Source organism: Mesobacillus thioparans (assembly GCF_965138835.1).
Lineage (GTDB): Bacteria > Bacillota > Bacilli > Bacillales > Cytobacillaceae > Mesobacillus > Mesobacillus thioparans.
On sequence record NZ_CBCSFH010000001.1, the window covers coordinates 427,071 to 452,347 of the forward strand.

Consider the following 25,277-nt stretch of genomic DNA (forward strand, 5'->3'; position numbering starts at 1 on the left):
ATTGAACACCTCTTTTTTGAATGATAGATTCACTATCTATTTACTTTTATATTGAATATACTCTGACAATAAATGAACGGCGGTCTTGATCGCCTCTTCATCTGGATTCAGCCTTGAGTGATGCAGGCCGTATCCGGAGTCAACACCAAGCCAGAACATGATTCCCGGAATTTCTTTGAGCATATAGCCAAAGTCTTCCCCAGTCATCGCTTCATTGCAGACGACCACTTCGATGTTTTCCTTTTTTTCAGCAAAGGCGATAAAGTCACGGGCTATTTCTTCATGGTTATAAACCTGATGGTACATAGCTCCATAGTCAATGGACGTTTTGCATTGATAGCCAACTTCGATGCCTTTGACGAGTGCCTCAATCCTTTCCTTTACTCTAGCCATTGATTCTACAGAAAGCGTCCTGATCGTCCCTTCCAGCCTTGCAGTTTCAGCGATGATATTCTGTACGGTTCCACCGGTGATTTTGCCGATGGTGATCACCGCACTGTCGAGTGGGTCGACATTCCGCGAGACAACCGACTGAAGCTGGCTGACAAGTGCACATGCAGCGACAACCATATCATTCGTTTGATGAGGATAAGCAGCATGCCCACCTTTCCCCTCCAGATCAATGAACAGTTCAGAAGTGTTCGCGAATAACAGCCCTTCCCTTGTTGCGATTGTTCCAACCGGGTATTCAGGGGCAATGTGCAGGGCAATGATCATATCCGGTTTCCATTCACGCATGATATCTGTATTGAGCATTGGTTCGGCGCCGCCCGGACCTTCTTCCGCAGGCTGGAAAATAAACAGCAAATGATCATCAATCGGGTTTTCAACAAAGTAGGTTATCAGCCCAAGCGCGATTGTCATATGGAGATCATGGCCGCAAGCATGCATTTGTCCCTGGTGGAGGGACTGGAATTCAAGCCCTGTTGCTTCTGTAATCGGCAGCCCGTCGATATCTGCCCTGTATCCGATCGTCTTTTTCGGATTCATCCCTTTGATTTTGACGAATATTCCAGTTTTCCAGGTCTTTACCTCAATACGGTCAGGTGAAAGAGTCTTCAGATAATCAAGGAGATAAGTCTGCGTCTTGAATTCCTTGAAACCGAGTTCAGGAATCTGATGCAAATCTCTTCTAATTTTAATCAACGCGTCCCAGTTCATATCATTCTCTCCTTATAAAAGAAAGCGCGGACCAATTATCCACGCTTTCTTTCCTGCTTGCTATTAAAGCTGGCGAAGTTCCTGCTTAATTTCAGTTTTTGATTTCGTTTTTTCATCGATTTCCTTGATGACGCGCGCTGGTGTTCCAGCTACGACTGTGTATGGAGGCACATCGTCGATGACAATGGCGCCTGCAGCTACAACTGCACCCTTTCCAACCGTTACGCCTTCAAGAACTACTGCGTTCGCACCGATGACTACATCGTCCTCAACCACGACAGGCTTCGCTGAAGGTGGCTCAATGACACCCGCAAGAACTGAACCTGCACCGATATGGCAGTTCTTTCCGACTGTGGCACGTCCGCCTAAAACGACATTCATATCAATCATGGTGCCTTCGCCAATAACGGCACCGATGTTGATGGATGCTCCCATCATAATTACGGCGTTATCACCGATTTCAACCTGGTCCCTGATGATGGCGCCCGGTTCAATGCGCGCTTTGATGTTCTTCATATCAAGCAATGGGATGGCTGAGTTCCTGCGGTCATTTTCAACGACGAACTCTTCGATTTTCGCCTGGTTCGCTTCAAGTGCCGGATTGATTTCAGCCCATTCACCAAAGATGACACCGCTGTTGCCAGAGATGAAAGTTTTTGAATTCTCGCCAAAGTCGATTCCTTCAAGATCTCCCTTGATATAAACTTTCACCGGTGTTGCTTTTTTGCTATTTTGAATGAACGAAATAATTTCGTTCGCATCCATCATTTTCATTTACTTAACCTCCAATTATGTATGTGTTGTCACAGGCTCTTCTGGTCGACGACTTGCTAATATGTACAAAAGCAATCGAATATGAAAACAGCCTTTTCTAAAAATTACTTTAACAAACAAAAGTTTTTAAAACAAGAAAAACTAATTATCGTTTTTCTTGGAATCAACTATATGATCCTTGACGATTTCAATGAAAGCCTGTACCTGTTTTAACTGGAAGGCTGATTCGTAGCCCAGGAGCCAGGTGTCCCTTCCTAACGGTTCATTGTTTTCATCATGGAGCGGTACTTTGAAGATATCCTTTTCAGCCCCATTTAGTGTAATGGCCGGCAGGATGGCATAGCCAATCCCATTGAAAGTCATTTGCTTACATGTTTCGATCTGGTCGACTATGATTGTTCTTTTAGGGGCTGTCTGGAATTGCCGCAGCCACCAATCCTGGATTTCCTGATAGTAATTCGAATCACTTTTAAATTGGACGAACGGCCGGTCTGTATCCAGGACTTGCTCCGGACTGGTAATCTCCGTGTCAACCAGGTACAGGTTGTCTTTGAAAAGGTGGATCTTCACACCCTTCCAGTCTGGGGTTCCCCTGATGATTCCGATATGGACTTGGTCCTCATACAGTGCCCTGGATATTTCACTGCTCCATCCGGTGACAAGTGAGATTTTCGCCTGTGGATAACGGCTTACATATTTCTTCAATACCTGCGGCAGCCAATTTTGCCCGACAATAGACGCCACTGCTATTTTAAGGGTTCCATACACCTCGGAGTTTAATGCATGGATGCTTTCCCTTGCCTTTTCTTCCCTGGCGATGGTCTCATTGACAAATTGGAGTACGACTTCCCCTGAAGGTGTCAAAGTCAGCCCCTTCTGTGAGCGAAGGAACAGTTTCGTGCCCCAGTCCTTCTCGATTGATTGCAGGCGTTGGGATAAGGCTGGCTGGGAGACAAACAGCCTTTCTGCCGCCTTCCTCATATTCATTTCCTGTGCAAGCACTGATAATAAATGGAATTCAGAAATTGATGACATCGCTTACCCTCTTTAAATGTTTTTCATATATATAGTACCATTCGCATCGATTATTTTATAAACAAAAAACTGCAGATGAAATCAATCTGCAGTTTTTTCTTCTTTTGGCAAGAAAAAGATGAACAGCAAGCTGACAATTGCGAATATGAACACAACGATATAGACCGAATGCAGTGCGTTTGTCAGCGCGTCCTGGAGCATCGTTTTCATACCAGCCGATAGCTTTTGCCGTTCTGCCTCATTGAGCAGCACATTAGCGGCATCAATTGAAAGATCCTGGCCATCTGCCCCATTCTTTTTCATATAGCTGAGGATGCTGCTGTTGAGGACGCCCCCGAGCAAGGCCGCACCAACTGTATTCCCCAGATTCCTCATGAACATATTGGCTGCTGTGGCGATACCTCTTTGCTGCCAGGCTACCGTATTTTGAATGGAAACGATGAAAGCCGTACTTGTCAGCCCCATCCCTACACCCACGAAAAACGAGCCTGCCGCAGCCCATAACGGGCCAGCTTCAGGTGTCAAGGTGACAAACAGTATGCTTCCCAGGATCAGCGATACCCCGCCAAAAAGGGAAGTTTTACGATAGCCGATACTCAGTAACAGCCGTCCACTGGCAGCTGAAGCAATTGGCCAACCAATCGACATTGCTGTCAGCGTGAAGCCTGCTATAATCGGCGACCTTTCCATGACACCCTGGACGAATGCCGGCAAAAAGCTTGAGATGCCAATCAGCATGACGCCTGTAGTCAAAGAAGTCATATTTGCAATGAAGATGGACTGTTCCCGCCAGATATTGAATGGCATCATGGGCTCCTCTGCCCTTCTCTCCTGAAGAATGAAGAAAATGAATCCGAGGACGCTCAGACTGATCAAGCCGATGGTTTCCGGTGAAGCCCAGGCCCAGTTCGCCCCAGCTTCTACAAGGACAATCATCAATGAACTAATCGAGATTGTCAGGAGTATCGCTCCAGGATAATCGATCTTATGCTTCTTTTTCTCGATATTTTCATGAAGATATAACCAAAGGCCCGCGATTGCCAGGATGCCAAGCGGGACATTGATCCAAAACACGTATCTCCAGCTTGCATATTCCACAAGAAGGCCGCCAAGTGCCGGACCTGATACGGCGGAAATTCCCCACACACTTGAGAGGTATCCCTGTACCTTTGCCCTTTCCTCCTTGGAATAGATGTCCCCGACGATGGTTGTGGCAATCGGCATGACAGCACCTGCGCCAAATCCCTGGATGAACCGGTATAAAATCAGCATCTCCATCGTTTCTGCCGTCCCGGACAGGATGGAGCCGATCAAGAATATAATGATTCCAAAAGTCAGAATAGGTTTCCTTCCGAATAAATCTGAAAGTTTCCCATAAATCAGGACTGTAACAGCATTCATAAGTAAGTAAGCTGAGAAAACCCAGCTATATAAAGCAAAACCGCCTAGATCACCGACAATCGCCGGCATCGCGGTGGAAACAATGGTCCCTTCCACAGCTCCCATGAACATGGCGAGCATGACTGTTGCCAGGACGTAAGGCCGCTTCGTTTCTTTTTTCGTCGTCCTTTGTTCAGCTTGTCCCATAAACACACCTCAAAAAGTAAAAAATTCAGCTCCCGTATCCGGGAGCTGCCTCAGGCACTATTTTCTATTATTTCTTTTTACCTGATTCGACAGTTTCAGCAAAACGGTCCGTCTTGTCAGAATTCCTTCAAAGATCCCTGATTCATCTTCAATGCATAAAAACGGGTGGTCAACCAGCAGATCCAGCGAAGATTGCAATGTGGAATTGACATTGATCCTGGGGATTTCTGTATTCATCGCGTTTTGAACTTTTTTCGTATCCAGCTGTTCAAATTCAATTCTCTCTAGTCCGAGAATGGAGTCCATTATAATAGGTGTACTGATCAATCCCAATAAACGATAATGCGGATCCAGTACAGGAATGGCAGTATATCCGCTCTTTGTCAGGACAAGGAGGGCGTGCTCAAGACTATTGCCGACTTGGACGTGGGCTACACGTTCAGAAGGAATCATCAGGTCCTTAACCGATAATCCCAAAAATTCACCGCTGTAAAGACTTATCATGGCGAAAACTCCCTAAAATGGATTTCTTTCCATTTCATTTTATCATAAATTATTTAGTGGTGCTTTTAATTCGTTTGCTCTTTGCAATAACAAGCGCAAGCGTCTCAAGTGACCAGGCGCTGAAGCTGGATTCAGATAACCACATTGATTTTATTATTTCCTATAAGAACAAAAAAGGACCACAAAAAATGGGTCCTTTTGTTATGGAGCGATTACTGAATAAGGTCAAAGATCTCAATCGTAATCATGTCGATGTTATCGAACTGGTATTTCTTCGGTTTTTCCTTGTCATTGTATACTTCCAATTCATATGTTTCCGTTTTTGGATGGTATGTAACCTGACATTTGCGATCCCCATTCACTTCAAAAAAGCGTTGAGCAGGTTCTCCTCCATTGGACTGCTCTTGCAAATTCTTCAAACGAGTGATTATACCCTGAAGCTGTGACATTATGCTCCCTCTCCTTTCAAGACAAAAACCAATAACTTAACAATAGATTTTGCAATTGGCTTATTTATATCCATGTAAAATGATTTCAGAATTTTCTATACACAATTCTTTACATGTCAATATTAACAGAATAAAATAATGTCAGACGATGTACAAGTAAAAGCTTTGAGAAATGGAGTGATTTTTTGAAAAAGCCCTTACAAATATCACAAAATGTCTATTTAATCGATGATCACGACCTGAAGATGGAAGAACGTACAGGAACCTATGTATTGGCTGAGGATGAGATTACCCTGATTGAAACTTCCGCCAGTCCATCCATTCCCTATATTCTTGAAGGCTTGAATTCACTTGGGATCTCCCCGGAAGATATTTCATACATAATTCTTACACATATCCATCTCGACCATGCTGGCGGTGCAGGTTTGATGCTGACGCACTGCCCAAATGCAATGGTCATTGTCCATCCCAAGGGGGCAAGGCATCTTGCTGACCCATCCAGATTGATTCAGGGAGCAAAGGCGGTTTATGGCGATAAGTTTTCAGACTTATTCGATCCAATCGTTGAAGTGCCGGAGGATCGCTTGATAGTCAAAGGCAAGGGCGATACACTTAAGATCAGCGAGAAGCTGACACTGGAGTTTCTAGATACTCCCGGCCATGCCAACCATCACCTGGGTGTCTATCATCCCTTAACGAAAGGAATATTTTCTGGGGATACCGCCGGAATTTACTATCCACAGCTTGACCGCGAAGGGATTGAATTCTACCTTCCCACAACTTCGCCGAACCAGTTCGATCCTGAAAAAATGCTACACTCCATAAGCAGATTCATGGACTTGGGAATCGAAAGAATCTATTTTGGTCATTATGGCATGTCTGAAAATCCGGCCGAAGCATTCAGGCAGGTTGAGAATTGGCTCCATGTTTTCCTCGAGGAAGCAAAACAGGTTTTTGCGGATGAAAATCAACGTATAAGACTTGTCGAAAATATTACCAAAAATCTTTATGATAAAGTACAGTCTCACTTACGAAAGCAAGGCCTGGCAGACAACCATCACATCTATGAGCTGCTGTACCTTGACATCAATGTGAGTTCGATGGGACTTGCACATTACCTGATGAAACTGAATGGAGGAACGCATTAACATGAACGACATCATCGTATATACGCAACACGATTGCCCTCCCTGTAAAATCATTAAAATGTTCCTGACTGAATTTGGATTCTCATTTACCGAGAAAAACATCAATGAAGATGAAAGAAGCAGGCAGGAGCTAACACACACTTACAACTCCTACTCGACACCTACGATCGTAATAGGGGAAGAAATCATCACAGGGTTCGATCTGGAGCGGTTAAAAAAAGTACTGGAGATAAAAGAATAAGAAAGCAGCAATCTATGGGAAACAGCAAACAATAAAGCAGGGGTGCACTTTTGTGCACCCCTGCTGCCCCTTATAGTAGCCCGAATAAGATAGTCCTGCTTTCGTTCCGGAATACCACTCCTAATTCCATGAAGGTTTTCAAGGTGGAGAAATTCGGTCCGAAGACAATTTCACCAATGAACGGCTCATCGTCATTTTCGGGTTTCGCAGCCTGCTGATTCTTCATTTTTTCAGGATATGCCTGATTGATTACTTCCTGGGGCACCTGGTCATACAAATATTCAGCAACCTTCCACCCTTCCTTTTCTTTGACAAGCTTCAATCCTTCATAATGATCTTCATACCCTACCGGGCCTTCTGTGGTCGCAGGGAAAAACTCCACAACATAAATCTCTGATTCCATTTCCACCACTTTGGTCTTTTCAGAAAAAGCATAAAAAGGGATGTAATATGGAGCAAAATCTGTTCCATAAGTCTGGAATTCATTCTCCTGTCCGACAACGTTTTCTTCAATGAAATTTGATTTGTACGCATCTGTAAAATAAGGATTAAGGATGCTGTCAATCTCCTCCATTGTCCTGCCGCTCTCACTTAACGAAACTTGCGATTCAAAAGCTTCCCCGAGGAATTCGAAAATTTCGTCCCTGCCCTGCAGGTCTGATTGGGCGTAGGCATTGGCTGGTAACAACAAAACTAAAAATCCAAATAATAATACGAATAATAGCAATGAGTGCTTGTCCATTTTCTCCCCCTCTTTCTTGATGACTGGTACATACAATTTTACCAACATTTTCCCTATATGATTATGAAATTCCATCGTAAAATAACTTCAGCATTTGACATAAAAAGTGGCCTTCTATTTTCAAATTACCCTATACTGACTCGAACTAACGCAAATAGTGAAAAAATTGTTGGTTTATCAGGGCAAAAAAATAACCCCCAAACTTGGAGGTTAATACCTGGCTGTGGTCACTGCAAAATAAACGACGAACAACAAGGCAATTGTAAGGACAATGATATAGGTTAAAAAGATTGGATTGCGGATATAGGCGTGCTCCTGGACGGCTCCTGGAACCTGGGAATCGAGATTTCCCTGCGTTCTTTTCTGTCCCTTGCCAAATGCCCAGGTATAGAACAGTCCGCCAGCCAGCACACCCGCACCTGCTAATAAAAGCATGGTTGTATAGATACTCATATAAATCCCCCTTTATAGAAGGCTGTATATATAAATTGTGCTTAATCCGCTTTCCTATTCGTCATACCAGCTGTCAAAATAACCCTTCCCTTACATGCAAAAAAGAGGCACATAAATCGACAAACAAGAATTCATTTTCGTTAAACGACAGTGAAAAAGTCCTGATGACTTCTCCTGTTTCAATGTCACTGTAGCGATCTGACAGGATTCCCTTCTTTCCGCTTCTCATGCGGATGATATTCTCCAGGAAGTATGGGCGCCAACTCCAGTTTTTATTTTCATATTCCGGCTGCAGGACCCACGCATCGCCTGCCTTATAGAGATTAGGCGAACGCTGGAATCCGTCTTCATCACAAATGTACATCCGGAAGGCAACCCCATCCATGCGAACGCCGAAAGCCATTAGTACTTCACTTGGACTTTGATCTTTTTTATATTTGCTGATCAGTTCCTGGAACCTGCCGTTCAATTCAATCCGCAAATCATAAAAAGACTGAAGGCGCTTCTTCTCGGAAAAAATAAACCCGTGGATTTCGTCCTTCAGCTTATCCTTGAGAATGTCTCGGTCCACTAATTCATGATCGGGTTTTTGCAAGTAAAATCCTTGATAGAACCTGCCTCCATTCTTCCAGGCAAATTGCAGCTGATAAGGTGTTTCAATGTTCTCAAACAATATAGCTGCGCCAATTTTACGGGCAAGGATGGATAATGAGTGAAGGACATCCAGGTAAGCCGGGCCGGCGTTATTGGAGCGGAGTGAGGACATGTCAATTTTCAGTATCTCTGGTTCAATTCCTGCTATACGGTTTAGATAACTGCTTTCGCTTCCTACTTTATCAATCGCGATTTTAATTCCATAGGTTTTATAGTAATTGAGCAAATGTTCAATATGGCTCTGCACATGGCGATCGGAAATTTCAAGGACAATATGGTCGGGACGGATTCCTTTTTCCTGGAAGGACAGGATCAATTGCAAAAAACCTTCTCCGTCATCCAGCATCAACAATTCCGCATCCCTGTTCACGAACCAAAGAAGGTCGCCACCACCTGAGCAAGAGGCCAGTTCCAGCGCTTTGCTGAAAACGACATTCTCAACTTCAATACGGTATTCTTCCGGTATCGTGTCATCCTCAAAAAAAGATCCCAGGCTTATTTCTTCCTGAGCGCCAACATAACGGCCCAAAATTTCGTATCCAATGATTTTATGCTCTTCCGCATTGAAAATCGGCTGAAAATACGGAACCACATGCTCAAGGTCAGTTAATATATCAAGAGCATCCAAAAAAATCGAACCCCCCTTCACGTTCTATGCCGTGCACCTATCCATTATTTTGATATGAACGATTTTACCACAATATGATTCCCTCAGTTACACTGTTTCCATTTTCCACAAGTCATAAAAGCATCCAGATGACGAAAAATAATAACAGAGCTTATGGAAGGATGATGACATGAAACCGTGGCATTTCATTGGCATTCTTCTTCCATTGCTTGGATGCAGCCACGGCTCGCCCGCCGATGAACAAATCCAGACACTCAAGTCAGACCATGAACCAATCGTTATCAAAAAGGTTCCTGCACAGATTCAGGAACTGGCGGTCCCGAAACCAGAGATGCAGCAACAGCGTGCTAAAAATGTACTGATGAATGTACCCTTGATCAAACAAAATCCGGAATTGAAATATGGTTGTGAAGTGACCAGCCTGGCGATGGTGCTGAAGTATGCCGGAGCTGATACAAATAAAATGAAGCTTTTTAATGAAATTAAAAAGGATAATGATCCGCTGAAGCGATCTGCGAATGGGGATATCCTAAGCTGGGGTGATCCAGCAGAAGGCTTTGTTGGAGATATGACAGGGAAACGAGCAGGATATGCAGTTTTTGATCGGCCTATGGAAGATTTAATCAATCATTATCTTCCAGGCCGCGCAGTGAATTTGACCGGCAAAGACTTTGAGACTGTTTTGAATCATGTGGGTTCCGGTTATCCAGCTGTCGTTTGGACGACAGGAGACTATCGTCTTCCGGACCGCTGGGAATCCTGGACACATGGCAGCGAAGTCATAAAAACGCCACTCGACTTACACGCAGTCGTCCTTGTTGGTTTCAATGACACTACTGTCTATTTGAACGATCCTTTATCAGGCCGAAAACAAGTGGCCGTTGACAGACAGCGGTTTATCGAAACATGGAAAGCAATGCAGTCAAGAGCAGTCAGTTACCGTTAAAACATGGACAGGGCTGGACTTCATTTCGGCTTTGTCCCTTTTAACTTCCTCTGCTTTTCTTCTCAAGCGATTTATGAAGCTTGGCAATTGAATGGACGATTGTCCGTTTTTTATTGAAACCATTTGCAGTTGCCGAGACACCGTTAAAGACAGCGATCGAGTTCCCCCAGGTTCCTAAACGGTCAAAACCTGAAACATAAACTTTTAAATAGCCATTTTTCATCGGTATGAACATCATTTCCATTCTCATATCATAATATTTCATCAACAACACCTCTTTTTGCGGAAAGGACAAGTCATGCTTCTCCTTTCTCTTCCCTGAAGTCATGTTCAAGAAACACACAAAAGAGTTCCTTCCCGAAAATGGCACTTCTTTTTTCAAGGTTTGTTTGCTAGTATAGTAGAGAAAATCCGGAGATAGGTTGGTATTTTTATGTCTGAACAAATCACCAGGAGGAAGTTTATAAAAAGGACTGTCGGCTCGATTCTGACTGCAGCAGGACTAACCACTGGCGGCTATTTCTATGCCCGTGAAGTCGAACCGAGGATGCTCGATGTCACGCGCCATACAATTAGGAGCGCCATGCTGCCTGCCGGGTTCGATGGCATGAGAATCATCCAATTCAGCGACACTCATATTGGTTTCCAATATACAATTGAGCAGCTTGCGAAGCTGGTTGCCGAGATCAATGGTCAGGGCCCGGATTTGATTTTTTTCACAGGCGATTTACTCGATGACCCCAGGAACTTTTCAGGTAAGAAACAGAAAATCATTTCCTTGCTAAGCGAGCTTGAGGCTCCCTTCGGAAAATTTGCTGTATACGGAAATCACGATCATGGAGGATACGGTTCCGATTTATATAAACAAATCATGGAACAGTCTGGGTTCACCTTGTTGATGAACGAGGCCTCCTCTATAAAGCTTCTCGATGGCAGTTCAATCTGGATTTCTGGCATTGACGATGCCATGCTTGGAAAGCCCGATGTGGCAGAGGCTATGTCCACAATCCCTGAAGACTCATACACCATCCTCTTATCCCATGCCCCTGACAAAGCAGATGAAGCAGCACAATATGCTATCCAATTGCAGCTGAGCGGACACAGCCATGGCGGACAAATCCAGATACCCTTTTATGGTCCACTGGTCACCCCGCCGTTTGCCGAAAAATATGTGGAAGGCTTTTATGACGCAGGAGCCAACAAGGAATTGAGACTTTATGTCAATCGCGGGCTGGGGACAACCCGGCTTCCATTCAGGTTTTTGTCACAGCCAGAACTAACATTATTTACATTCCGCCACGAAAAAACAAGCAGCTGATCAGCTGCTTGTTTTCGATTTCACGATGAATTTTTCTTCTGCTTCTTCCTTCTTCAACGGTCTGGCAAAATAGAATCCCTGGGCTTTTTCGCAATCTGCCTTTGTCAGGAATTCCACCTGGCTCTGTTCTTCAACACCTTCGGCAATCACTTCCATGCCAAGGCTTTTTCCCAGGTGGATAATGGTTGTGATGATGGCGGCATCCTTGCCGTTGTACTTTATATCCCCTATGAAACTTTGATCTATCTTCAATACGTCAATAGGAAACTGCTTTAAATAACTTAGTGATGAATAGCCAGTCCCAAAATCATCTACTGATATCTTGATCCCCAGATTTTTCAAGCGTTTCAGCGTCGGGATCGTCTCTTTCGTATCCTGCATCGCACCTTCAGTGATCTCTATTTCCAGAAGGCAAGGGTCTATACTGTGCCGCTCAATCGCACTTTTGATCACCCTGACTAGATCCAGCTGCAAAAATTGCTTCGGAGATATATTGACCGCAATCCTGATCGGCCTCCCTGACTTCGCCGACCATTCCTTTATCTGCCGGCATGCCTGGTCAATTACCCAGTTGCCGATAGGAATGATCAACCCGGTATCTTCTGCGAGCGGAATGAATTCGGCCGGGGAAATAAAGCCCAATTCACTGCTGTTCCATCGAAGCAAAGCTTCAAAGCTGGATATCTCGTTGGTGGTAAGGTCCACTTGAGGCTGATAATACAGTTCCAGTTCTTCCCTCTCGATCGCTTTCCGTAAATGGGCTTCAAGAGTAATGACATTGATGCCTGTGGATTGCATGTCTGAACGATAAAACTGGTAGTGGGCTTTCCCTTTGTCTTTGACACTATATAATGCTTCATCCGCATACTTGATCAATGATTCAGCATCCTTGCCGTCGTTGGGATATAGACTGATTCCGATGCTCGGTGTTATATAATACTCCTGGGAATTGAAATAAAAAGACTCATTGAATCTTGATAATATTTTCTGGGCAAATTCACCTGCGGCCATTCTGCCTGTTTCCTCCAGGACAATGGTGAATTCATCTCCACCCTGTCTGTAAACAGTACAGTTTTCTTTTTGGATTTCGACCAGCCGATCGGCCACCTGTTTTAAAATCTGGTCTCCTACAAGATGTCCCAATGTATCATTCAGGTACTTGAACCGATCGATATCAAGAAAGAGAAGGGCGAACGGAGTCCTTTGCTTCCGTTTGTTTTTCACAAGATTATCCAGATGGTCGAGAAGTGCCCTTCTGTTGTGCAGGCCTGTAAGTTGGTCATGGAATGCCATATATCTGATCAACTCGGTGTTTTTAGCCTGCTCGGAAAGATCCCTGATGATGATATACATGCCCCTTATCTCAGAATGGATCACGATTGGGATGGTCTTCAAATGAACAGTCAGGAAATTTCCTTTCCGGTGCATGAAGCGGCAATCAAGTGATTCCTTTGCATTTCCAAGTTTCGTTTCCGTCAACAATTCCTGGAATGGAAGCAAATCGGAATCACAAATCAAACTGGTGATTTTCCTCGATTTGAGCTGCTTTACTGTATAGCCTGTCATTAGTTGCGCAGCAGGGTTGACATCAAGGATCTTCCCTTTCAGATCAATCGAAAAGACAGCATCCAGATTATGGTCAATGAGTGAACGATAGCGCTGCTCACTGTCAATCAACCTGTTCTTTTCCTTTAGCGTTTCGGTGATATCCCTGGTGACTGCTACAACATATTGCACTTCCCCTGACACATTCTTGACAGGGGTCAGGAGCGTTTCACCCAAAACCTGTTTTTCATTTTCCAGATCGACTTCATCATGGAAAACGATTTCCTCTCCGCCCTTCACAGCTTTTACATATTGCTTTTGCAATGGGCTAAAGCGGTCAAGCGACAATACTTCCTCCATTGTCTTGCCAATATCGCACGGGTTCAAGCCTGCATGGAGAAGGCCGTTTTCATTCGCAAATAAGTAACGGAATTGAAATCCTGGTTCTACCTTCATGATAAAAACAAGATCCTTCACATGTTTAAAGATGATATCCGAAATCATCTGTTCTATTTTATTTGGAGCAGGTATGCTCCTCCTTGTCGTCATTCGTGTTTGCTTCATCTGATTCATCCAACCATCCTCATTCCAGAAGTACATTCGTACCTGGTCCATGATCCGAAATAGTTTTATACTCCTATTTTACCTGTTTGAAAAAGGAAAAACGATACTATTTTTTAAATATTTACATATTTTCGCTAAAAATCGACACCCTGAAGCGACAGAAACCCTTCCCACCCAACCAGCATATGCTAAGAAGAGGAGGCGATTGTATGTATCATATTGTTAAAAGGGGCGAGACTTTAGCTGTCATTGCAGCAAATTACCGCCGCCCACTCGGGCAAATCCTATCGGGCAATCCAGGGATCACCAACCCGGCGATCATTTATCCAGGTCAGCGAATTTTCATTCCCGGACTTCCTGATCCAGCTTCAATCCCATATTCAATCTCGGTATCATTATCCGGTAAAAGGCTCAGCTTATCCAGATCAGGCAGCCTCGTGAAGACCTATCCAGTCGGCATCGGAAAAATGCTGACACAGACCCCGGTCGGAGAATTTGTCATTGTCAACAGAGAACCAAACCCTGGAGGACCTTATGGCGTTATGTGGTTATCGCTTTCCAAACTTGGATACGGGATCCATGGAACCAATAACCCGGCTTCAATCGGCAAGTCTGTCTCAAAAGGGTGTATAAGAATGCATAACAAAGATGTTCTCGAATTGGCCAGGCAGGTACCAAATGGAACAAAAGTAATAATCAGACCTTAATAATCCTTATCTCCAAAGGCTTCTATTTCTCAAATAGCCATATAAAGGTTATAATAGAATCATGGTTGAAAAGGACTTCATATGTCCTAACTAAGAAAGGAGCCTAACCAATTGAAAAATGAAAGGAACAATATTCCCCAACTCCGTCCAACGATCGAGAACCTCTCGCAAGCTATCTTCACAGTGAACCGTCATGCCAAGACTGCTCCTAACCCGAAATTTCTTTATCAGTTAAAACATGATGCGATTAAAAAAATGATCAAGGACGGGAAAGCCAGAAAAACCGGCCTGCATTTCTCAAACAACCCAAGGAACAGCCAGCAGCAGTCAGACGTACTGGTGGTTTGCGGGGATTACACATTCCATATCCCGCCAACTAAACAGGATTTTGAGCAGCTGCCCCACCTGGGAAAGCTTGACCAGTCTGTCAGGAACCCGCGCGCATCGATATCATTGACCAATGCAAAAAAAATATTGTCATCCTATACAGGGTTAAAAGAGGCCCCGGAAGCTTCCACTTCTGACAGGACTAGAAAATATGTAAAGCCTGTTTTCAAAAAACTAGGCGAAAGATATCCATAAAAGAAAGCTGGGAGCCCAGCTTTCTTTTTTTCTCCACTAAATCCGCTATTCCTAAACGATCAATTCATCAATCTTCAGGACCAGCTGAGCGATTTCCGGCTTGCTGATCTGGGCATCCGCACCGACAACATTTCCCTTATGACGCAGTTCATTCGTGATTAACGAAGAAAAAATGATCACCGGCAGGCCTGACAGGATAGGATGCTCCTTTATCCTCTTGGTGAGGTGATGGCCATCCATCTGCGGCATTTCAATATCCGTGATCACCAGCTGGACTGCACCCGGGAACTCTTGTGGGTTTCCTGCCAGGTGTTCAAGATAGGAAATTGCATCCTGGCCATTCTCAAAGAACTCGAGGTTCTCGAATCCTGCTTCACTTAAAGTGTCATGAAGCATTTTTCTCAGCATTGCAGAATCTTCGGCAATCACGATTTTTTTCAGGGAACGTTCCCTCGGACCAAGCTTCTTGACATCACTGATTTTCACCCCGGAATCGGGATTGATCTCAAGAAGGATTTTTTCAAAGTCCAGGAAAAGCACCATCTCTCCTGCGAGCTTGATCACACCGATCACCTGGCTCTCCTGTCCCTGATAGAGATCGGATGGTTTCTCGATCTGAGTCCATGAAATGCGATGGATCTGTGAAACAGTATGCACGTGGAATACCGTCTTTTGCTGATTGAATTCTGCAACAATGAACTTATCCGTCTGCGACTGGGAAGACTGTTTCAGTCCTAAAGCAGCTGCCACATTGATGACAGGAAGCACTTCACCCCTGAGTTCCATGATTCCCTCTACAAATGGATGCGACTGCGGGATCTCCACGACCGCCACCGGATTGAGGATTTCTTTCACTTTCATAACATTTATGGCAAACTTATTCTGGCCGATGCCAAACTCGACAATTTCCAGTTCATTCGTTCCCGATTCTAGTAAAATTCCATTATCATTCATCATGTTCAACCTTCTCTATATTAAAATGGGTACTATATACCTATTATCGGCAGGTTAGATAAAACCTTTAAGCTAAGCTCTTTTCTCAAACTTTGTTTTTTTAGTTACAAAATTGGATTGTATGACATATATTTCTTCACAAAATTATAGATAATTAAGAGAAAAGAGCCTGCACACTTTATTCCGAACTACAGAATAGCTTATTATCACGTTAAAATCGGCTTTGGGATTTTAACAACATTCTTTACGAAAACAGCCTTAAGCAAAAAGGACCAAAGCCTGCAATTCACAACAATTTCAGGGGAAATAAAAAGAGGGCAAACCAAAGTGATTTGCCCACAGAAAATCAATTTGCGATTGTCCTTCCTAACACAGCGTCTACTTGTTTTTGATGGTGGAGGTCATGCCAGATAAAGTCAGCAAAATATGTACCAGTCGTCATTTGATGATCGGAAATCTTGAAGGACACGGCAAGCGCATCTTGATCCATTTTTTTAAGCATTTCACGGAACTGGTGACGGACAGCAAGAAGTTCCTCAAGGATTTGATCCTTTGACGCTTTCTTTTCAGCATATTCACGCGCCCTGTCGTTGACATCCTGGAAATCAGGGAAAGATGGCAAAACGGCATCTTCCTTAAAATACGGAAAACGTTCCTTCAATGAAAATTCATCCCAGAAGAGCAGATGGGATACTACCGCAGCTACCGTCCACTTTCCCTCACCAAGAGGCTTATGCCACTCACTGTCATCAAGGTTCCTCAATGATTGGATCCAGCTATCGAACTCTGAATAATGTTTTTGGATTTGTTGCAATTCCAATTGGAACACCCCTTTCCTATTCTAACTAGATAATATTCGCTGCTTTGTTCATTTACCCTTTTTTCATCACTTAGGATTTTACAACTTTCCCCTTTAACATGGTAAAATAAAAAGGAACATTGGAGGGATGTCTTTCGTGGAACATTTAATAAATAATCGGGTAAAAAATATAGAGATATCAGGCATCAGGAAGTTTTTCAACATGGTTGCGCATGTGGAAGATATGGTCTCTTTGACCATCGGCCAGCCTGACTTTCCAACACCAGAACATGTTAAAGATGCAGGCAAGCAGGCCATAGAGGAGAATATCACTACATATACCCATAACGCCGGGCTGATTCAGCTAAGAGAGGCCTCGGCAGACTTTTACAAAAGGAAATATCATGTTTCCTATTCAGCTGAACATGAAACAATTATTACCGTAGGCGCGAGTGAGGCGATTGATATCACCTTTAGGACCATCCTTGAGGAGGGTTGTGAAGTCATCATTCCCGGACCGGTTTATCCAGGATACGAACCGATCATAAAGCTTTGCGGTGCCACTCCAATCTATGCGGATATCAGGAATACTGGATTCCGGATGACTGTCGAACTGATTGAGAGCCTGGTTACCGAAAAAACAAGGTGTATCGTCCTTCCATACCCATCGAATCCTACCGGGGTCAGCCTGAATGAGAGCGAGCTCCAAGAAATTGCACAACTTCTGATGGATAAGGATATTTTTGTACTGGCTGATGAAATATACAGTGAACTGGTTTACGAGCAGAAACATGTCTCTATTGCCCAATTCCTGAAGGAAAAGACAATTGTCATTAACGGGCTTTCCAAATCCCACTCGATGACAGGCTGGCGGATAGGAATGCTTTTTGCGCCTGAATATCTGGCGAAACATATTCTGAAAGTACATCAATACAATGTGACTTGTGCAACTTCGATTTCACAAATGGCTGCATTGGAGGCTTTGACGGCGGGGATCGATGACGCATTGCCAATGAAAGAGGAGTATGCCATTAGGCGCGATTATGTATTCAAAAGACTCCAATCCATGAACCTTGATGTCATCAAGCCTGAAGGAGCGTTCTACTTTTTCATTAAAATTCCGGCAAACAATATTTCTTCATTTGATTTTTGCATGGATTTAGTCAAAGAAGCAAAGCTCGCAGTTGTTCCAGGAAGTGCTTTCTCTGAATTTGGAGAGGGTTATTTCCGCCTTTCCTATGCCTATTCAATGGACACGCTTAAAGAAGGACTAGACCGTCTGGAAAGATATTTACGACAATAATTTGAAAGCCGTTCCTCACCAGCAGGAACGGCTTTTTATTATCCCTTGTATTTTCCGTTATTCTTAGGAGCTTTCTCTTTTTTTGCTTTATCTTTATGGATTTTATTTGTCGCTGCACTGCCAATTTCATGTGAGAACTCAGAATCAATGACAGCTGAGTCGAAACCCTTTTTGTTCTTTTGCTGCGGATCATTCTTTTTTGTCCTTTTAGCCATAGAAATCCCCTCCTTTAGGTTTAGTATCTTTACCAAAGGAGGGGTCTATGACTAGCAAATATTATGATTGTTTCCAGTAATTATATAACGCCTGCGTGCCACTGTTTTCCTCGCCTTTTTCCGCGAGCTGCTCATACAATGAAAGAGCCATCGAGAGGCCAGGCACTTCCATGTCCATCCGTTTCGCTTCATCGAGGGCGATTTTCATGTCCTTGATGAAATGTTTGATGAAGAAACCAGGCTCGAAATTGCCTGCTATCATCCTTGGTGCCAGGTTTGACAGTGACCAGCTGCCTGCAGCACCGGTCGAAATGCTTTTCAATACCGTCTCTGGATCAAGTCCGGCCCTCTCGGCGTAGATGATTGCCTCACAAACACCGATCATATTCGAAGCAATCGCAATCTGGTTGGCCATCTTTGTGTGCTGGCCAGCACCTGGCTCTCCCTGATGCACTATATTCGTGCCCAATAAATTAAGCAGCGGTTCCACTTCCAGGAAAGCCTCGTCATCGCTGCCGACCATGATCGCCAGCCTTGCTTCACGCGCACCGACATCACCGCCGGAAACAGGTGCATCAATCGCATGGATTCCTTTTTCTTTCGCTTTTTCATGAATTTTCACTGCAAGGGATGGGGTCGATGTCGTCATATCAATCAGATAACTGCCTGGCTTCGCATTGCCGATGAGTCCATCCTCGCCCAAATAAACTTCTTCTACATCTGACGGGTAACCGACAATAGTAAAAATAACGTCTGCTTTTTGCGCAACCTCACGTGGTGACTCTGACCAGACTGCGCCTTTTTCCAGCAATTCAGCTGCCTTTTCTTTTGTTCTGGTGTAGACAGTAAGCTGATAGCCTGCATCAAGCAGATGACCGGCCATGCTTTTCCCCATCACACCAGTTCCGATGAACCCAATCACTGTATCTTCTTTTGATAGCATATGTACTCCTTCTTCCCTTTTTAATTTTAAATATATTCTAACATTAGAATTAAAAAAGGCCGAGAAATTAATCCCGGCCTCCAGAGCGATCTACCATTTTTATGCGCCTCCTTATATTACCCCTTCTTTGGTCTCTTCAAACATTAATTTGCTCAAATATTTATTAATGGACCACTAGTTGACCTTGGCTGCCCAAACTTTTTATACTGTGGTTATAACGACTTATCGAGGTGTGAACATGTTTTATAAAGAGATGTATGTTTACGACAATAATAAACCGGTCAAGGCGACAATCAGGAATTATTCGAGGGAAGATTTTGCCAAGTTAATCCGCGTCCAGCAGGAAGCCTTCCCTCCGCCGTTTCCAGAAGACCTGTGGTGGAATGAAGATCAGCTGACGAATCACATCAGCTTGTTCCCTGAAGGAGCGATATGTGTTGAAATCGATAGCAGGATTGCAGGCTCCATCACTGGCCTGATTGTTGATTTGAAAGATGGGGATGAAGATCATTCTTGGGCTGATATCACAGATAATGGCTATATCCGGAATCACGACCCAAATGGCAATACACTTTACATAGTCGATATTTGTATCAGCCCGGCCTACCGAAAACTGGGCCTTGGAAAATGGATGATGCAATCCATGTATGAAACAGTAGTTTATTTAGGACTGGATAGACTTTTGGGTGGCGGAAGGATGCCGGGTTATCACCATTATGCTGCACAGATGCCGATAGACCAGTATGTAGAGAAAATACTTGATGGTGAATTGAAGGATCCAGTCGTTTCGTTTCTGCTCCGCTGCGGCCGTACCCCGGTAAAACCTGTAGCCAATTATTTGGAGGATGAAGAATCATTGAATTATGGAATGCTTATGGAGTGGAAAAACCCTTTTAAAGCTTAGAAGCTGCCCTGACTTCAGACAGCTTTTCTGCTTTTTTCTCCAAACCTGTCCGAACTTGCCCTGGCTTCGGACAGCTTTTCTGTTTTTTCCTTCAAACCTGTCCCAACTTGCTCTTGCTTCGGACAGCTTTTCTGCTTTCACATGTAAACCTGTCCGAACTTGTTCTTCCCTATTTCTCGAAGCCCAACTGCCAGACTTCCCGCCAATTTAATCTAGGTAAATTTGCTTTTTTTCATAAAAAAATGCCGGCTGATTAACAGCCGGCCAAATCTGGGGGAAAATGAGAATGATTAGCTTACTTTCAGTCTAACCAAAGTGCTTACTCATATATACCCGCCTGATATAGGTTAAAACATTTTATATATTACAAATATATTACAAAACCACTGCTTTGTTTACTGCTTCTACTACTTCCTCTGTTGTGCTCATGTTCAACACCTCAGAAGCAAGCTTTTCCATATCGTCTTTGTTCAAGTTCCTGATCAAAGTGCGTGCCTTCAGGATGGAAGAAGCACTCATGGAGAACTCGTCAAGACCAAGCCCAATCAGGATTGGAATCGCCGTTTCATCCCCAGCCATTTCTCCACACATACCAGCCCATTTCCCTTCTTTATGTGCGGCTTCGATGACCATTTTCACAAGCCGAAGGATGGAAGGATTGTACGGCTGATATAGGTAAGATACTTGCTGGTTCATCCTGTCAGCAGCCATCGTATATTGAATCAGGTCGTTTGTTCCAATGCTGAAGAAATCGACTTCCTTCGCAAACTGATCAGCAAGGACAGCCGTGGAAGGGATTTCGACCATGATTCCAAGTTCGATGTGGTCGGCAACCTTGATGCCTTCCTGAACAAGCTTAGCTTTCTCTTCTTCGAGCATTGCTTTTGCTTCCCTGAATTCATTAAGAGTAGCAATCATCGGGAACATGATTTTCAGGTTGCCATGTACACTGGCACGCAACAGAGCGCGCAGTTGCGTACGGAAAATATCCACTTCTTCAAGGCAAAGACGGATCGCCCTGAAACCAAGGAATGGATTCATTTCTTTTGGCAGATCAAGGTAAGGAAGCTCTTTATCACCGCCGATATCCAATGTGCGGACAACAACCGGCTTGCCTTCCATTCCTTCAAGAACAGCCTTATATGCTGTATATTGTTCTTCTTCGGTAGGAAGCTGATCCCTGTCCATATAGAGGAATTCCGTACGGTACAGTCCAACTCCCTCGCCGCCATTTTCCACAACACCTTTTAGGTCTTTAGGTGTGCCGATATTCGCAGCAAGTTCGACATGATGGCCATCTGCTGTTACTGATTTTTCATTAACAAGCTTTGCCCATTCTGCCTTTTGCTTCTCGTAATCTTCCTGAACCTTTTTGTACGCTTCAAGCACCTCAGGAGTCGGATTGAAATGGACTTCACCTTTCAATCCATCCACAACGACGATATCGCCATTATTGATTTCTTCTGTAGCTGCCTTCGTGCCCACAACAGCAGGAATTTCCATGGAACGAGCCATGATTGCGGAATGTGATGTACGCCCGCCAATATTGGTTGTAAAACCCTTTACAAACTGACGGTTCAACTGTGCAGTATCGGACGGAGTCAAATCCTCGGCCACAATGACAACTTCTTCGGCTATCATGCTCGGATTAGGAATTTGGATCCCCAAAAGATGTGCCAGGACCCGCTTGGTTACATCACGAATATCTGCAGCACGTTCTTTCATATATTCATTGTCCATGGATTCGAACATGCCGATGAACATATCAGCTGTTTCCTTCAATGCGTGTTCCGCATTTACGTTTTCAGTAGTGATTTTATCTTCGATGGGTGAAATCAGTTCTGGATCACTTAAAACTAGAAGATGTGCATCAAAAATCGCTGCTTTATCTGCACCCAAAGCTGTACCGGCGTGATCACGGATCTTTTCGAGCTCAGATTTTGCTGTCTGAAGCGCTGCCTGGAATCGGGCAACCTCTTCAGCAGGGGCATCTACAGATTTTTTTTCGAATGAAAAATCGGGCTCGACAAGCTTATAGGCTTTAGCGATTGCAATGCCATTTGAAGCGGCAATCCCCTGGAGAAAGCCCATTATTCAGCTAAACCTTCTCTTTTAAGAGTTTCTTCAAGCGTGTTAAGAGCATCTTGCTCGTCGCTTCCTTCTGCGATGATCGAGATATCTGCACCCTGGCCGATTCCTAATGACATTACACCCATGATTGACTTAAGGTTTACCTTTTTTTCTTTATATTCTAAGTGGATTTCTGAATCGAACTTACTTGCAGCCTGAACAAGCATTGTAGCAGGGCGAGCATGGATTCCTGTTTCAGCAACAACCTTGAATTGTTTTTGTACCATACTAGATCAATCTCCTTTAAAATAGATGTTTAAGATGACCATACATGATGCCTTCCAAACTAAATGGTTCAATTCAGCGAAAGGTCAAAATCTGGCCTGGCCAAAATGATATTTGTATTTTACCCATTTGTACAGTTCTTTCACACCATATATTGTTTCCAATCATTTCCTCAGAAATATGGATTGGCATCCCACACAAAAGAATAGCATTTCACTCTTGTCTAGACAATGAAAAAACCTTGATTTTTAAAGGTTTTACGCATTTTTTTTAGTAAAACGTTTTCATTTTAACGAAATTGTGACAAAAGATTTTAATTTCGTTTTAAAACATTTCTTAAGGTACCTTTCAGTCCTGTTTTATTTTCTTCTTTGTAAAGTTTTTCAAGTGCAATGAACTGTTTTTTGATGCTCTTGATTTCCTCTTTGAACCAGGCTTCAATATGTTCCTCCCTGTCATCACCATATCTGATTTTTTCATATGCCTGGATGGTCCTGTGATCACAGTGAATGCCGATCCTGTCGAACCACTCGCTGATTGCTTCATGGTTGAGTCTGCCCAACTCTCTTTTGTGAGCGAATTTTTCCAGTTGAAAGATCTCTCTCCTTATTTGATTGGCCGGCACGGAAGTCCGTTTTCTTGATAGCAGGTTGTTCAGTGAAGAATCATCCAAGGAGGCTGTGGTGACATAACCCACCTGAATTTGACCTGTTCCGTTTTCTTTCTTAAATAAGCTCGACTTTTTATAAATAAAATAAAAAGCGATTATGACTGCCACCGCAAATAGGATGGGTCCCCAGAAATTCGGATCAAAGCCAAGCTTGGCATTTTCGAAAGTAGGATCGTCTTCAACAGGCGGCTTTCTGTTTGAAAGGACTTTACTTGCCCTTTCCTGTAAAGCAGGTGAGGCAATCCAGGAGAAAAGTGGATATAACAAGAAGGAAAGAATCCATCCGATTGCCTGCAGGACAAAAAAGAATACTTCCTTTAGAAGATTCCTGCCAAAGGCCAACATCGCAACCAGAAGCAAGATTCCACCAAGAAGTCTGGAAAAAGTGACTGCGAACAGTCTTTTTGAAGCCGTTTCAATATCCATCCACTTCAGCAAAAATTGTCCCGATAAGACAAACAGCAACTGAAAGATCAAGAGAAAAGCGATCTGAGTTAAATAGCTTCCGCCATAATAATAACCAAGGGGTGAAACGAATAAACCTACGAGGAATGTGACGACAAGCCAAACACTTTCAGAATGACTTGTGGAATCCTCGTGGAATTTCAAGGTTCTCCAAAAGACCAGTACAGCGATGACTCCTGTGTAAAAAAGAGACAGGCCGCTTGCATTGCCAAGCACCAGAATCAACGGTAAGATGACCAGCACATATATAGGCCTTGCTATATTCGGTTTTTGGTCCAACAGGGTCGCAAAAATCAAAGAGCCTGTTGCGCTAATTCCCATCGCTGCAGCCAATGGGATCTGCTGTGAGGATAGCAAATGCATGATTACAAAAATCAGGCCCGCAAAGGTCCATTCGATATAAAAGCGAAAAAAGACATGCAAGACACGGAAATTCATTTGCCTGCCACATCCTTTAAATTGGGTTTTAGCGGCTCAAGGTATCCGCCTTCATCATGCTCTCGCAATTCGAAAAGCTGCACCCCTTCCCTTGACCACTCCTGCATATATCCATCTGTCCGGTGTGTGTGAATTCCGGCATGAACCATGAATGGTGCCGCCGGCATATGCCTTTTATAGAAGAACAGCATTTGTTCATAAGGAATCGTAGGTGAATGAAAATCAGCAATCGCCAGTAAATCCAGAAGCTTTTGGAGATGATCCTTTCCAGTTCCTAATGGAAGATAGGTAAAAGGTGTCGATCCAGCAGACCTGATGTTCATGCAAAGGGAGAAGGGGATGTTGTTGCGATGAAAAAAGTAACCCATCTCTGCTATACTGCTCATTAAAAATTCAAGCTTACTGGTTACCGAATATCCATCAGTGACATTGATCAACATAACAGCTCCTGCCTCATTGATTCTTTCAAATTCCTTTGTCTGCAAGGTCATTCGCCTCGCGCTTGCTTTCCAGTTAATCCTGTTAAAGCTGTCTGTCGGCAAATAATCCCTTGTCCCGATCGGCCCCATATTATCCTCAAAAACAGAGAAAATCGATGGACTGCTTCCTGGCCTGACAGATTTATGGCGATCAATATTATTAACCGCTATCCGCTGCGGATAGACAAGAGTCTCCATATTGATCACATCAGTAAACTCCAGTATCGTGTCTCCGAAGCCGAAAAAATGCGGGATATGCAGCTCAAGTTTCCTGATTTTCGATAGACCTCGCTTTTCAGCACGAAAAGGAATATGAATATTGATTTTCTCTTTTTGTCCGATCGAAAATGGCAGGCTGACATCTACTCTTGATTGATGGATATGATATTCAGCTGAAGCTGGGACAACTGGACTGTCAAAATAGATCGAGAGATTCCCTTTCATGATTGGCAGGCCCTGATTGAAAAACTGAAGGTCCCACTCCCCGCTGTCTCCAATGAAAAACCGGTTGCGATTCCGATTGTTTTCAAAGTACAGCCCTTCTCCTATATGTTTTAAATAATAGGAGTTGGCGATTGCCAAAAAGAGGATCAGAAGGCCTGCACCGAAAATCAGCCATGAATTCATGTAAAAGCTTGCGACCATCAATAAAATGCCGAGGAAAACCAGAATGGATAAAAAGCGATCCTCGATAACAGTTTTTTTCCATTGCAT

The 25,277-nt window shown here is 43.7% G+C and carries 27 protein-coding genes; 8 read left to right on the forward strand and 19 right to left on the reverse strand.

The features are described 5' to 3' along the window. Positions 1-36: 36 nt before the first annotated feature. From ACNAZ4_RS02240 to ACNAZ4_RS02265, 6 genes are all read right to left on the reverse strand, one after another. A complete protein-coding gene (locus tag ACNAZ4_RS02240; RefSeq protein WP_415812556.1) occupies positions 37-1,161 on the reverse strand; it encodes an N-acetyldiaminopimelate deacetylase in 1,125 nt (374 codons plus the stop codon). 63 nt (positions 1,162-1,224) lie between these two features. Then, the gene (gene dapD, locus ACNAZ4_RS02245) at positions 1,225-1,935 is read right to left on the reverse strand and encodes a 2,3,4,5-tetrahydropyridine-2,6-dicarboxylate N-acetyltransferase (RefSeq protein ID WP_415812557.1); all 711 of its coding nucleotides are present in this window, start codon (positions 1,933-1,935) and stop codon (positions 1,225-1,227) included. 141 nt (positions 1,936-2,076) lie between these two features. Then, positions 2,077-2,970: a LysR family transcriptional regulator gene (locus ACNAZ4_RS02250; protein WP_415812558.1), complete on the reverse strand. Its 894-nt coding sequence runs from the start codon at positions 2,968-2,970 to the stop codon at positions 2,077-2,079. A gap of 81 nt (positions 2,971-3,051) precedes the next feature. Beyond that, a complete protein-coding gene (locus ACNAZ4_RS02255; RefSeq protein WP_415812559.1) occupies positions 3,052-4,557 on the reverse strand; it encodes an MDR family MFS transporter in 1,506 nt (501 codons plus the stop codon). Positions 4,558-4,614: 57 nt separating this feature from the next. Then, positions 4,615-5,061: a cyclic-di-AMP-binding protein CbpB gene (gene cbpB, locus ACNAZ4_RS02260; RefSeq protein WP_415812560.1), complete on the reverse strand. Its 447-nt coding sequence runs from the start codon at positions 5,059-5,061 to the stop codon at positions 4,615-4,617. A gap of 212 nt (positions 5,062-5,273) precedes the next feature. Next, complete coding sequence (locus ACNAZ4_RS02265; RefSeq protein ID WP_415812561.1) at positions 5,274-5,510, reverse strand: YkuJ family protein; 237 nt, start codon at positions 5,508-5,510, stop codon at positions 5,274-5,276. A gap of 185 nt (positions 5,511-5,695) precedes the next feature. Here ACNAZ4_RS02265 and ACNAZ4_RS02270 point away from each other — a divergent pair, with 185 nt between their 5' ends. Both ACNAZ4_RS02270 and ACNAZ4_RS02275 read left to right on the forward strand, forming a co-directional pair. Beyond that, complete coding sequence (locus tag ACNAZ4_RS02270; protein WP_415812562.1) at positions 5,696-6,658, forward strand: MBL fold metallo-hydrolase; 963 nt, start codon at positions 5,696-5,698, stop codon at positions 6,656-6,658. Position 6,659: 1 nt separating this feature from the next. After that, a complete protein-coding gene (locus tag ACNAZ4_RS02275; RefSeq protein WP_415812563.1) occupies positions 6,660-6,899 on the forward strand; it encodes a glutaredoxin family protein in 240 nt (79 codons plus the stop codon). Positions 6,900-6,969: 70 nt separating this feature from the next. Here ACNAZ4_RS02275 and ACNAZ4_RS02280 read toward each other — a convergent pair whose 3' ends face one another. From ACNAZ4_RS02280 to ACNAZ4_RS02290, 3 genes are all read right to left on the reverse strand, one after another. Next, on the reverse strand, positions 6,970-7,716 hold the full coding sequence (locus tag ACNAZ4_RS02280) for a DUF3993 domain-containing protein (RefSeq protein WP_415812564.1): 747 nt from the start codon (positions 7,714-7,716) through the stop codon (positions 6,970-6,972). A gap of 135 nt (positions 7,717-7,851) precedes the next feature. Continuing rightward, positions 7,852-8,094, reverse strand: a complete 243-nt coding sequence (locus ACNAZ4_RS02285; RefSeq protein WP_415812565.1) for a hypothetical protein — start codon at positions 8,092-8,094, stop codon at positions 7,852-7,854. 73 nt (positions 8,095-8,167) lie between these two features. Then, positions 8,168-9,376, reverse strand: a complete 1,209-nt coding sequence (locus ACNAZ4_RS02290; protein WP_415812566.1) for an EAL domain-containing protein — start codon at positions 9,374-9,376, stop codon at positions 8,168-8,170. A 169-nt stretch (positions 9,377-9,545) separates the two neighbouring features. Between ACNAZ4_RS02290 and ACNAZ4_RS02295 the strand changes: the two genes are divergently transcribed. Next, on the forward strand, positions 9,546-10,322 hold the full coding sequence (locus tag ACNAZ4_RS02295) for a C39 family peptidase (RefSeq protein WP_415812567.1): 777 nt from the start codon (positions 9,546-9,548) through the stop codon (positions 10,320-10,322). Between the two features lie 40 nt (positions 10,323-10,362). Here the strand turns inward: ACNAZ4_RS02295 and ACNAZ4_RS02300 are convergent, their stop codons facing one another. Further along, positions 10,363-10,587 (reverse strand): hypothetical protein, encoded by a 225-nt coding sequence (locus ACNAZ4_RS02300; protein WP_415812568.1) that lies wholly within the window; start codon positions 10,585-10,587, stop codon positions 10,363-10,365. 168 nt (positions 10,588-10,755) lie between these two features. On the opposite strand from ACNAZ4_RS02300, the gene ACNAZ4_RS02305 reads away from it, so the two are divergent. Continuing rightward, positions 10,756-11,640 carry a metallophosphoesterase gene (locus ACNAZ4_RS02305; protein ID WP_415812569.1) on the forward strand — a complete coding sequence of 295 codons (885 nt, stop codon included), beginning with the start codon at positions 10,756-10,758 and terminating at the stop codon, positions 11,638-11,640. Here ACNAZ4_RS02305 and ACNAZ4_RS02310 read toward each other — a convergent pair whose 3' ends face one another. After that, a complete protein-coding gene (locus ACNAZ4_RS02310; RefSeq protein ID WP_415812571.1) occupies positions 11,641-13,758 on the reverse strand; it encodes an EAL domain-containing protein in 2,118 nt (705 codons plus the stop codon). A 200-nt stretch (positions 13,759-13,958) separates the two neighbouring features. Here ACNAZ4_RS02310 and ACNAZ4_RS02315 point away from each other — a divergent pair, with 200 nt between their 5' ends. After that, positions 13,959-14,456: a L,D-transpeptidase family protein gene (locus tag ACNAZ4_RS02315; RefSeq protein ID WP_415812572.1), complete on the forward strand. Its 498-nt coding sequence runs from the start codon at positions 13,959-13,961 to the stop codon at positions 14,454-14,456. A gap of 111 nt (positions 14,457-14,567) precedes the next feature. Continuing rightward, positions 14,568-15,038 carry a YkyB family protein gene (locus ACNAZ4_RS02320; RefSeq protein ID WP_415812573.1) on the forward strand — a complete coding sequence of 157 codons (471 nt, stop codon included), beginning with the start codon at positions 14,568-14,570 and terminating at the stop codon, positions 15,036-15,038. Between the two features lie 51 nt (positions 15,039-15,089). On the opposite strand, the gene ACNAZ4_RS02325 is transcribed toward ACNAZ4_RS02320, so the two are convergent. Both ACNAZ4_RS02325 and ACNAZ4_RS02330 read right to left on the reverse strand, forming a co-directional pair. After that, positions 15,090-15,995 carry a chemotaxis protein gene (locus ACNAZ4_RS02325; RefSeq protein ID WP_415812574.1) on the reverse strand — a complete coding sequence of 302 codons (906 nt, stop codon included), beginning with the start codon at positions 15,993-15,995 and terminating at the stop codon, positions 15,090-15,092. 343 nt (positions 15,996-16,338) lie between these two features. Continuing rightward, the gene (locus tag ACNAZ4_RS02330; RefSeq protein ID WP_415812575.1) at positions 16,339-16,821 is read right to left on the reverse strand and encodes a DinB family protein; all 483 of its coding nucleotides are present in this window, start codon (positions 16,819-16,821) and stop codon (positions 16,339-16,341) included. Positions 16,822-16,948: 127 nt separating this feature from the next. On the opposite strand from ACNAZ4_RS02330, the gene ACNAZ4_RS02335 reads away from it, so the two are divergent. Then, positions 16,949-18,094 carry an aminotransferase A gene (locus ACNAZ4_RS02335; RefSeq protein ID WP_415812576.1) on the forward strand — a complete coding sequence of 382 codons (1,146 nt, stop codon included), beginning with the start codon at positions 16,949-16,951 and terminating at the stop codon, positions 18,092-18,094. A gap of 38 nt (positions 18,095-18,132) precedes the next feature. On the opposite strand, the gene ACNAZ4_RS02340 is transcribed toward ACNAZ4_RS02335, so the two are convergent. Further along, a complete protein-coding gene (locus ACNAZ4_RS02340; protein WP_167831916.1) occupies positions 18,133-18,309 on the reverse strand; it encodes a hypothetical protein in 177 nt (58 codons plus the stop codon). A gap of 61 nt (positions 18,310-18,370) precedes the next feature. Continuing rightward, positions 18,371-19,252: an NAD(P)-dependent oxidoreductase gene (locus tag ACNAZ4_RS02345; protein WP_415812577.1), complete on the reverse strand. Its 882-nt coding sequence runs from the start codon at positions 19,250-19,252 to the stop codon at positions 18,371-18,373. A gap of 238 nt (positions 19,253-19,490) precedes the next feature. Here ACNAZ4_RS02345 and ACNAZ4_RS02350 point away from each other — a divergent pair, with 238 nt between their 5' ends. Then, positions 19,491-20,156 (forward strand): GNAT family N-acetyltransferase, encoded by a 666-nt coding sequence (locus ACNAZ4_RS02350; RefSeq protein ID WP_415812578.1) that lies wholly within the window; start codon positions 19,491-19,493, stop codon positions 20,154-20,156. A gap of 375 nt (positions 20,157-20,531) precedes the next feature. On the opposite strand, the gene ptsP is transcribed toward ACNAZ4_RS02350, so the two are convergent. From ptsP to ACNAZ4_RS02370, 4 genes are all read right to left on the reverse strand, one after another. Continuing rightward, positions 20,532-22,247, reverse strand: coding sequence for a phosphoenolpyruvate--protein phosphotransferase (ptsP, locus tag ACNAZ4_RS02355; protein ID WP_415812579.1), 1,716 nt, complete (start codon positions 22,245-22,247; stop codon positions 20,532-20,534). Continuing rightward, on the reverse strand, positions 22,247-22,513 hold the full coding sequence (locus ACNAZ4_RS02360) for a phosphocarrier protein HPr (protein WP_415812580.1): 267 nt from the start codon (positions 22,511-22,513) through the stop codon (positions 22,247-22,249). Before ACNAZ4_RS02360 ends, ptsP begins: the two co-directional genes overlap by 1 nt. A gap of 311 nt (positions 22,514-22,824) precedes the next feature. Next, complete coding sequence (locus tag ACNAZ4_RS02365) at positions 22,825-24,084, reverse strand: hypothetical protein (protein ID WP_415812581.1); 1,260 nt, start codon at positions 24,082-24,084, stop codon at positions 22,825-22,827. Continuing rightward, a complete protein-coding gene (locus ACNAZ4_RS02370) occupies positions 24,081-25,277 on the reverse strand; it encodes a DUF58 domain-containing protein (protein WP_415812582.1) in 1,197 nt (398 codons plus the stop codon). Before ACNAZ4_RS02370 ends, ACNAZ4_RS02365 begins: the two co-directional genes overlap by 4 nt.

Excerpts from the sequence above, each read along its gene's own strand:
- ACNAZ4_RS02240 (WP_415812556.1), bottom strand. The coding sequence starts at position 1,161 with ATGAACTGGGACGCGTTGATTAAAATTAGAAGAGATTTGCATCAGATT.
- dapD (WP_415812557.1), bottom strand. The coding sequence starts at position 1,935 with ATGAAAATGATGGATGCGAACGAAATTATTTCGTTCATTCAAAATAGC.
- ACNAZ4_RS02250 (WP_415812558.1), bottom strand. The coding sequence starts at position 2,970 with ATGTCATCAATTTCTGAATTCCATTTATTATCAGTGCTTGCACAGGAA.
- ACNAZ4_RS02255 (WP_415812559.1), bottom strand. The coding sequence starts at position 4,557 with ATGGGACAAGCTGAACAAAGGACGACGAAAAAAGAAACGAAGCGGCCT.
- cbpB (WP_415812560.1), bottom strand. The coding sequence starts at position 5,061 with ATGATAAGTCTTTACAGCGGTGAATTTTTGGGATTATCGGTTAAGGAC.
- ACNAZ4_RS02265 (WP_415812561.1), bottom strand. The coding sequence starts at position 5,510 with ATGTCACAGCTTCAGGGTATAATCACTCGTTTGAAGAATTTGCAAGAG.
- ACNAZ4_RS02275 (WP_415812563.1), top strand. The coding sequence starts at position 6,660 with ATGAACGACATCATCGTATATACGCAACACGATTGCCCTCCCTGTAAA.
- ACNAZ4_RS02280 (WP_415812564.1), bottom strand. The coding sequence starts at position 7,716 with ATGGAATTTCATAATCATATAGGGAAAATGTTGGTAAAATTGTATGTA.
- ACNAZ4_RS02285 (WP_415812565.1), bottom strand. The coding sequence starts at position 8,094 with ATGAGTATCTATACAACCATGCTTTTATTAGCAGGTGCGGGTGTGCTG.
- ACNAZ4_RS02295 (WP_415812567.1), top strand. The coding sequence starts at position 9,546 with ATGAAACCGTGGCATTTCATTGGCATTCTTCTTCCATTGCTTGGATGC.
- ACNAZ4_RS02300 (WP_415812568.1), bottom strand. The coding sequence starts at position 10,587 with ATGAAATATTATGATATGAGAATGGAAATGATGTTCATACCGATGAAA.
- ACNAZ4_RS02305 (WP_415812569.1), top strand. The coding sequence starts at position 10,756 with ATGTCTGAACAAATCACCAGGAGGAAGTTTATAAAAAGGACTGTCGGC.
- ACNAZ4_RS02310 (WP_415812571.1), bottom strand. The coding sequence starts at position 13,758 with ATGAATCAGATGAAGCAAACACGAATGACGACAAGGAGGAGCATACCT.
- ACNAZ4_RS02315 (WP_415812572.1), top strand. The coding sequence starts at position 13,959 with ATGTATCATATTGTTAAAAGGGGCGAGACTTTAGCTGTCATTGCAGCA.
- ACNAZ4_RS02325 (WP_415812574.1), bottom strand. The coding sequence starts at position 15,995 with ATGATGAATGATAATGGAATTTTACTAGAATCGGGAACGAATGAACTG.
- ACNAZ4_RS02340 (WP_167831916.1), bottom strand. The coding sequence starts at position 18,309 with ATGGCTAAAAGGACAAAAAAGAATGATCCGCAGCAAAAGAACAAAAAG.
- ACNAZ4_RS02345 (WP_415812577.1), bottom strand. The coding sequence starts at position 19,252 with ATGCTATCAAAAGAAGATACAGTGATTGGGTTCATCGGAACTGGTGTG.
- ACNAZ4_RS02350 (WP_415812578.1), top strand. The coding sequence starts at position 19,491 with ATGTTTTATAAAGAGATGTATGTTTACGACAATAATAAACCGGTCAAG.
- ptsP (WP_415812579.1), bottom strand. The coding sequence starts at position 22,247 with ATGGGCTTTCTCCAGGGGATTGCCGCTTCAAATGGCATTGCAATCGCT.
- ACNAZ4_RS02360 (WP_415812580.1), bottom strand. The coding sequence starts at position 22,513 with ATGGTACAAAAACAATTCAAGGTTGTTGCTGAAACAGGAATCCATGCT.
- ACNAZ4_RS02365 (WP_415812581.1), bottom strand. The coding sequence starts at position 24,084 with ATGAATTTCCGTGTCTTGCATGTCTTTTTTCGCTTTTATATCGAATGG.
- ACNAZ4_RS02370 (WP_415812582.1), bottom strand. The coding sequence starts at position 25,277 with ATGCAATGGAAAAAAACTGTTATCGAGGATCGCTTTTTATCCATTCTG.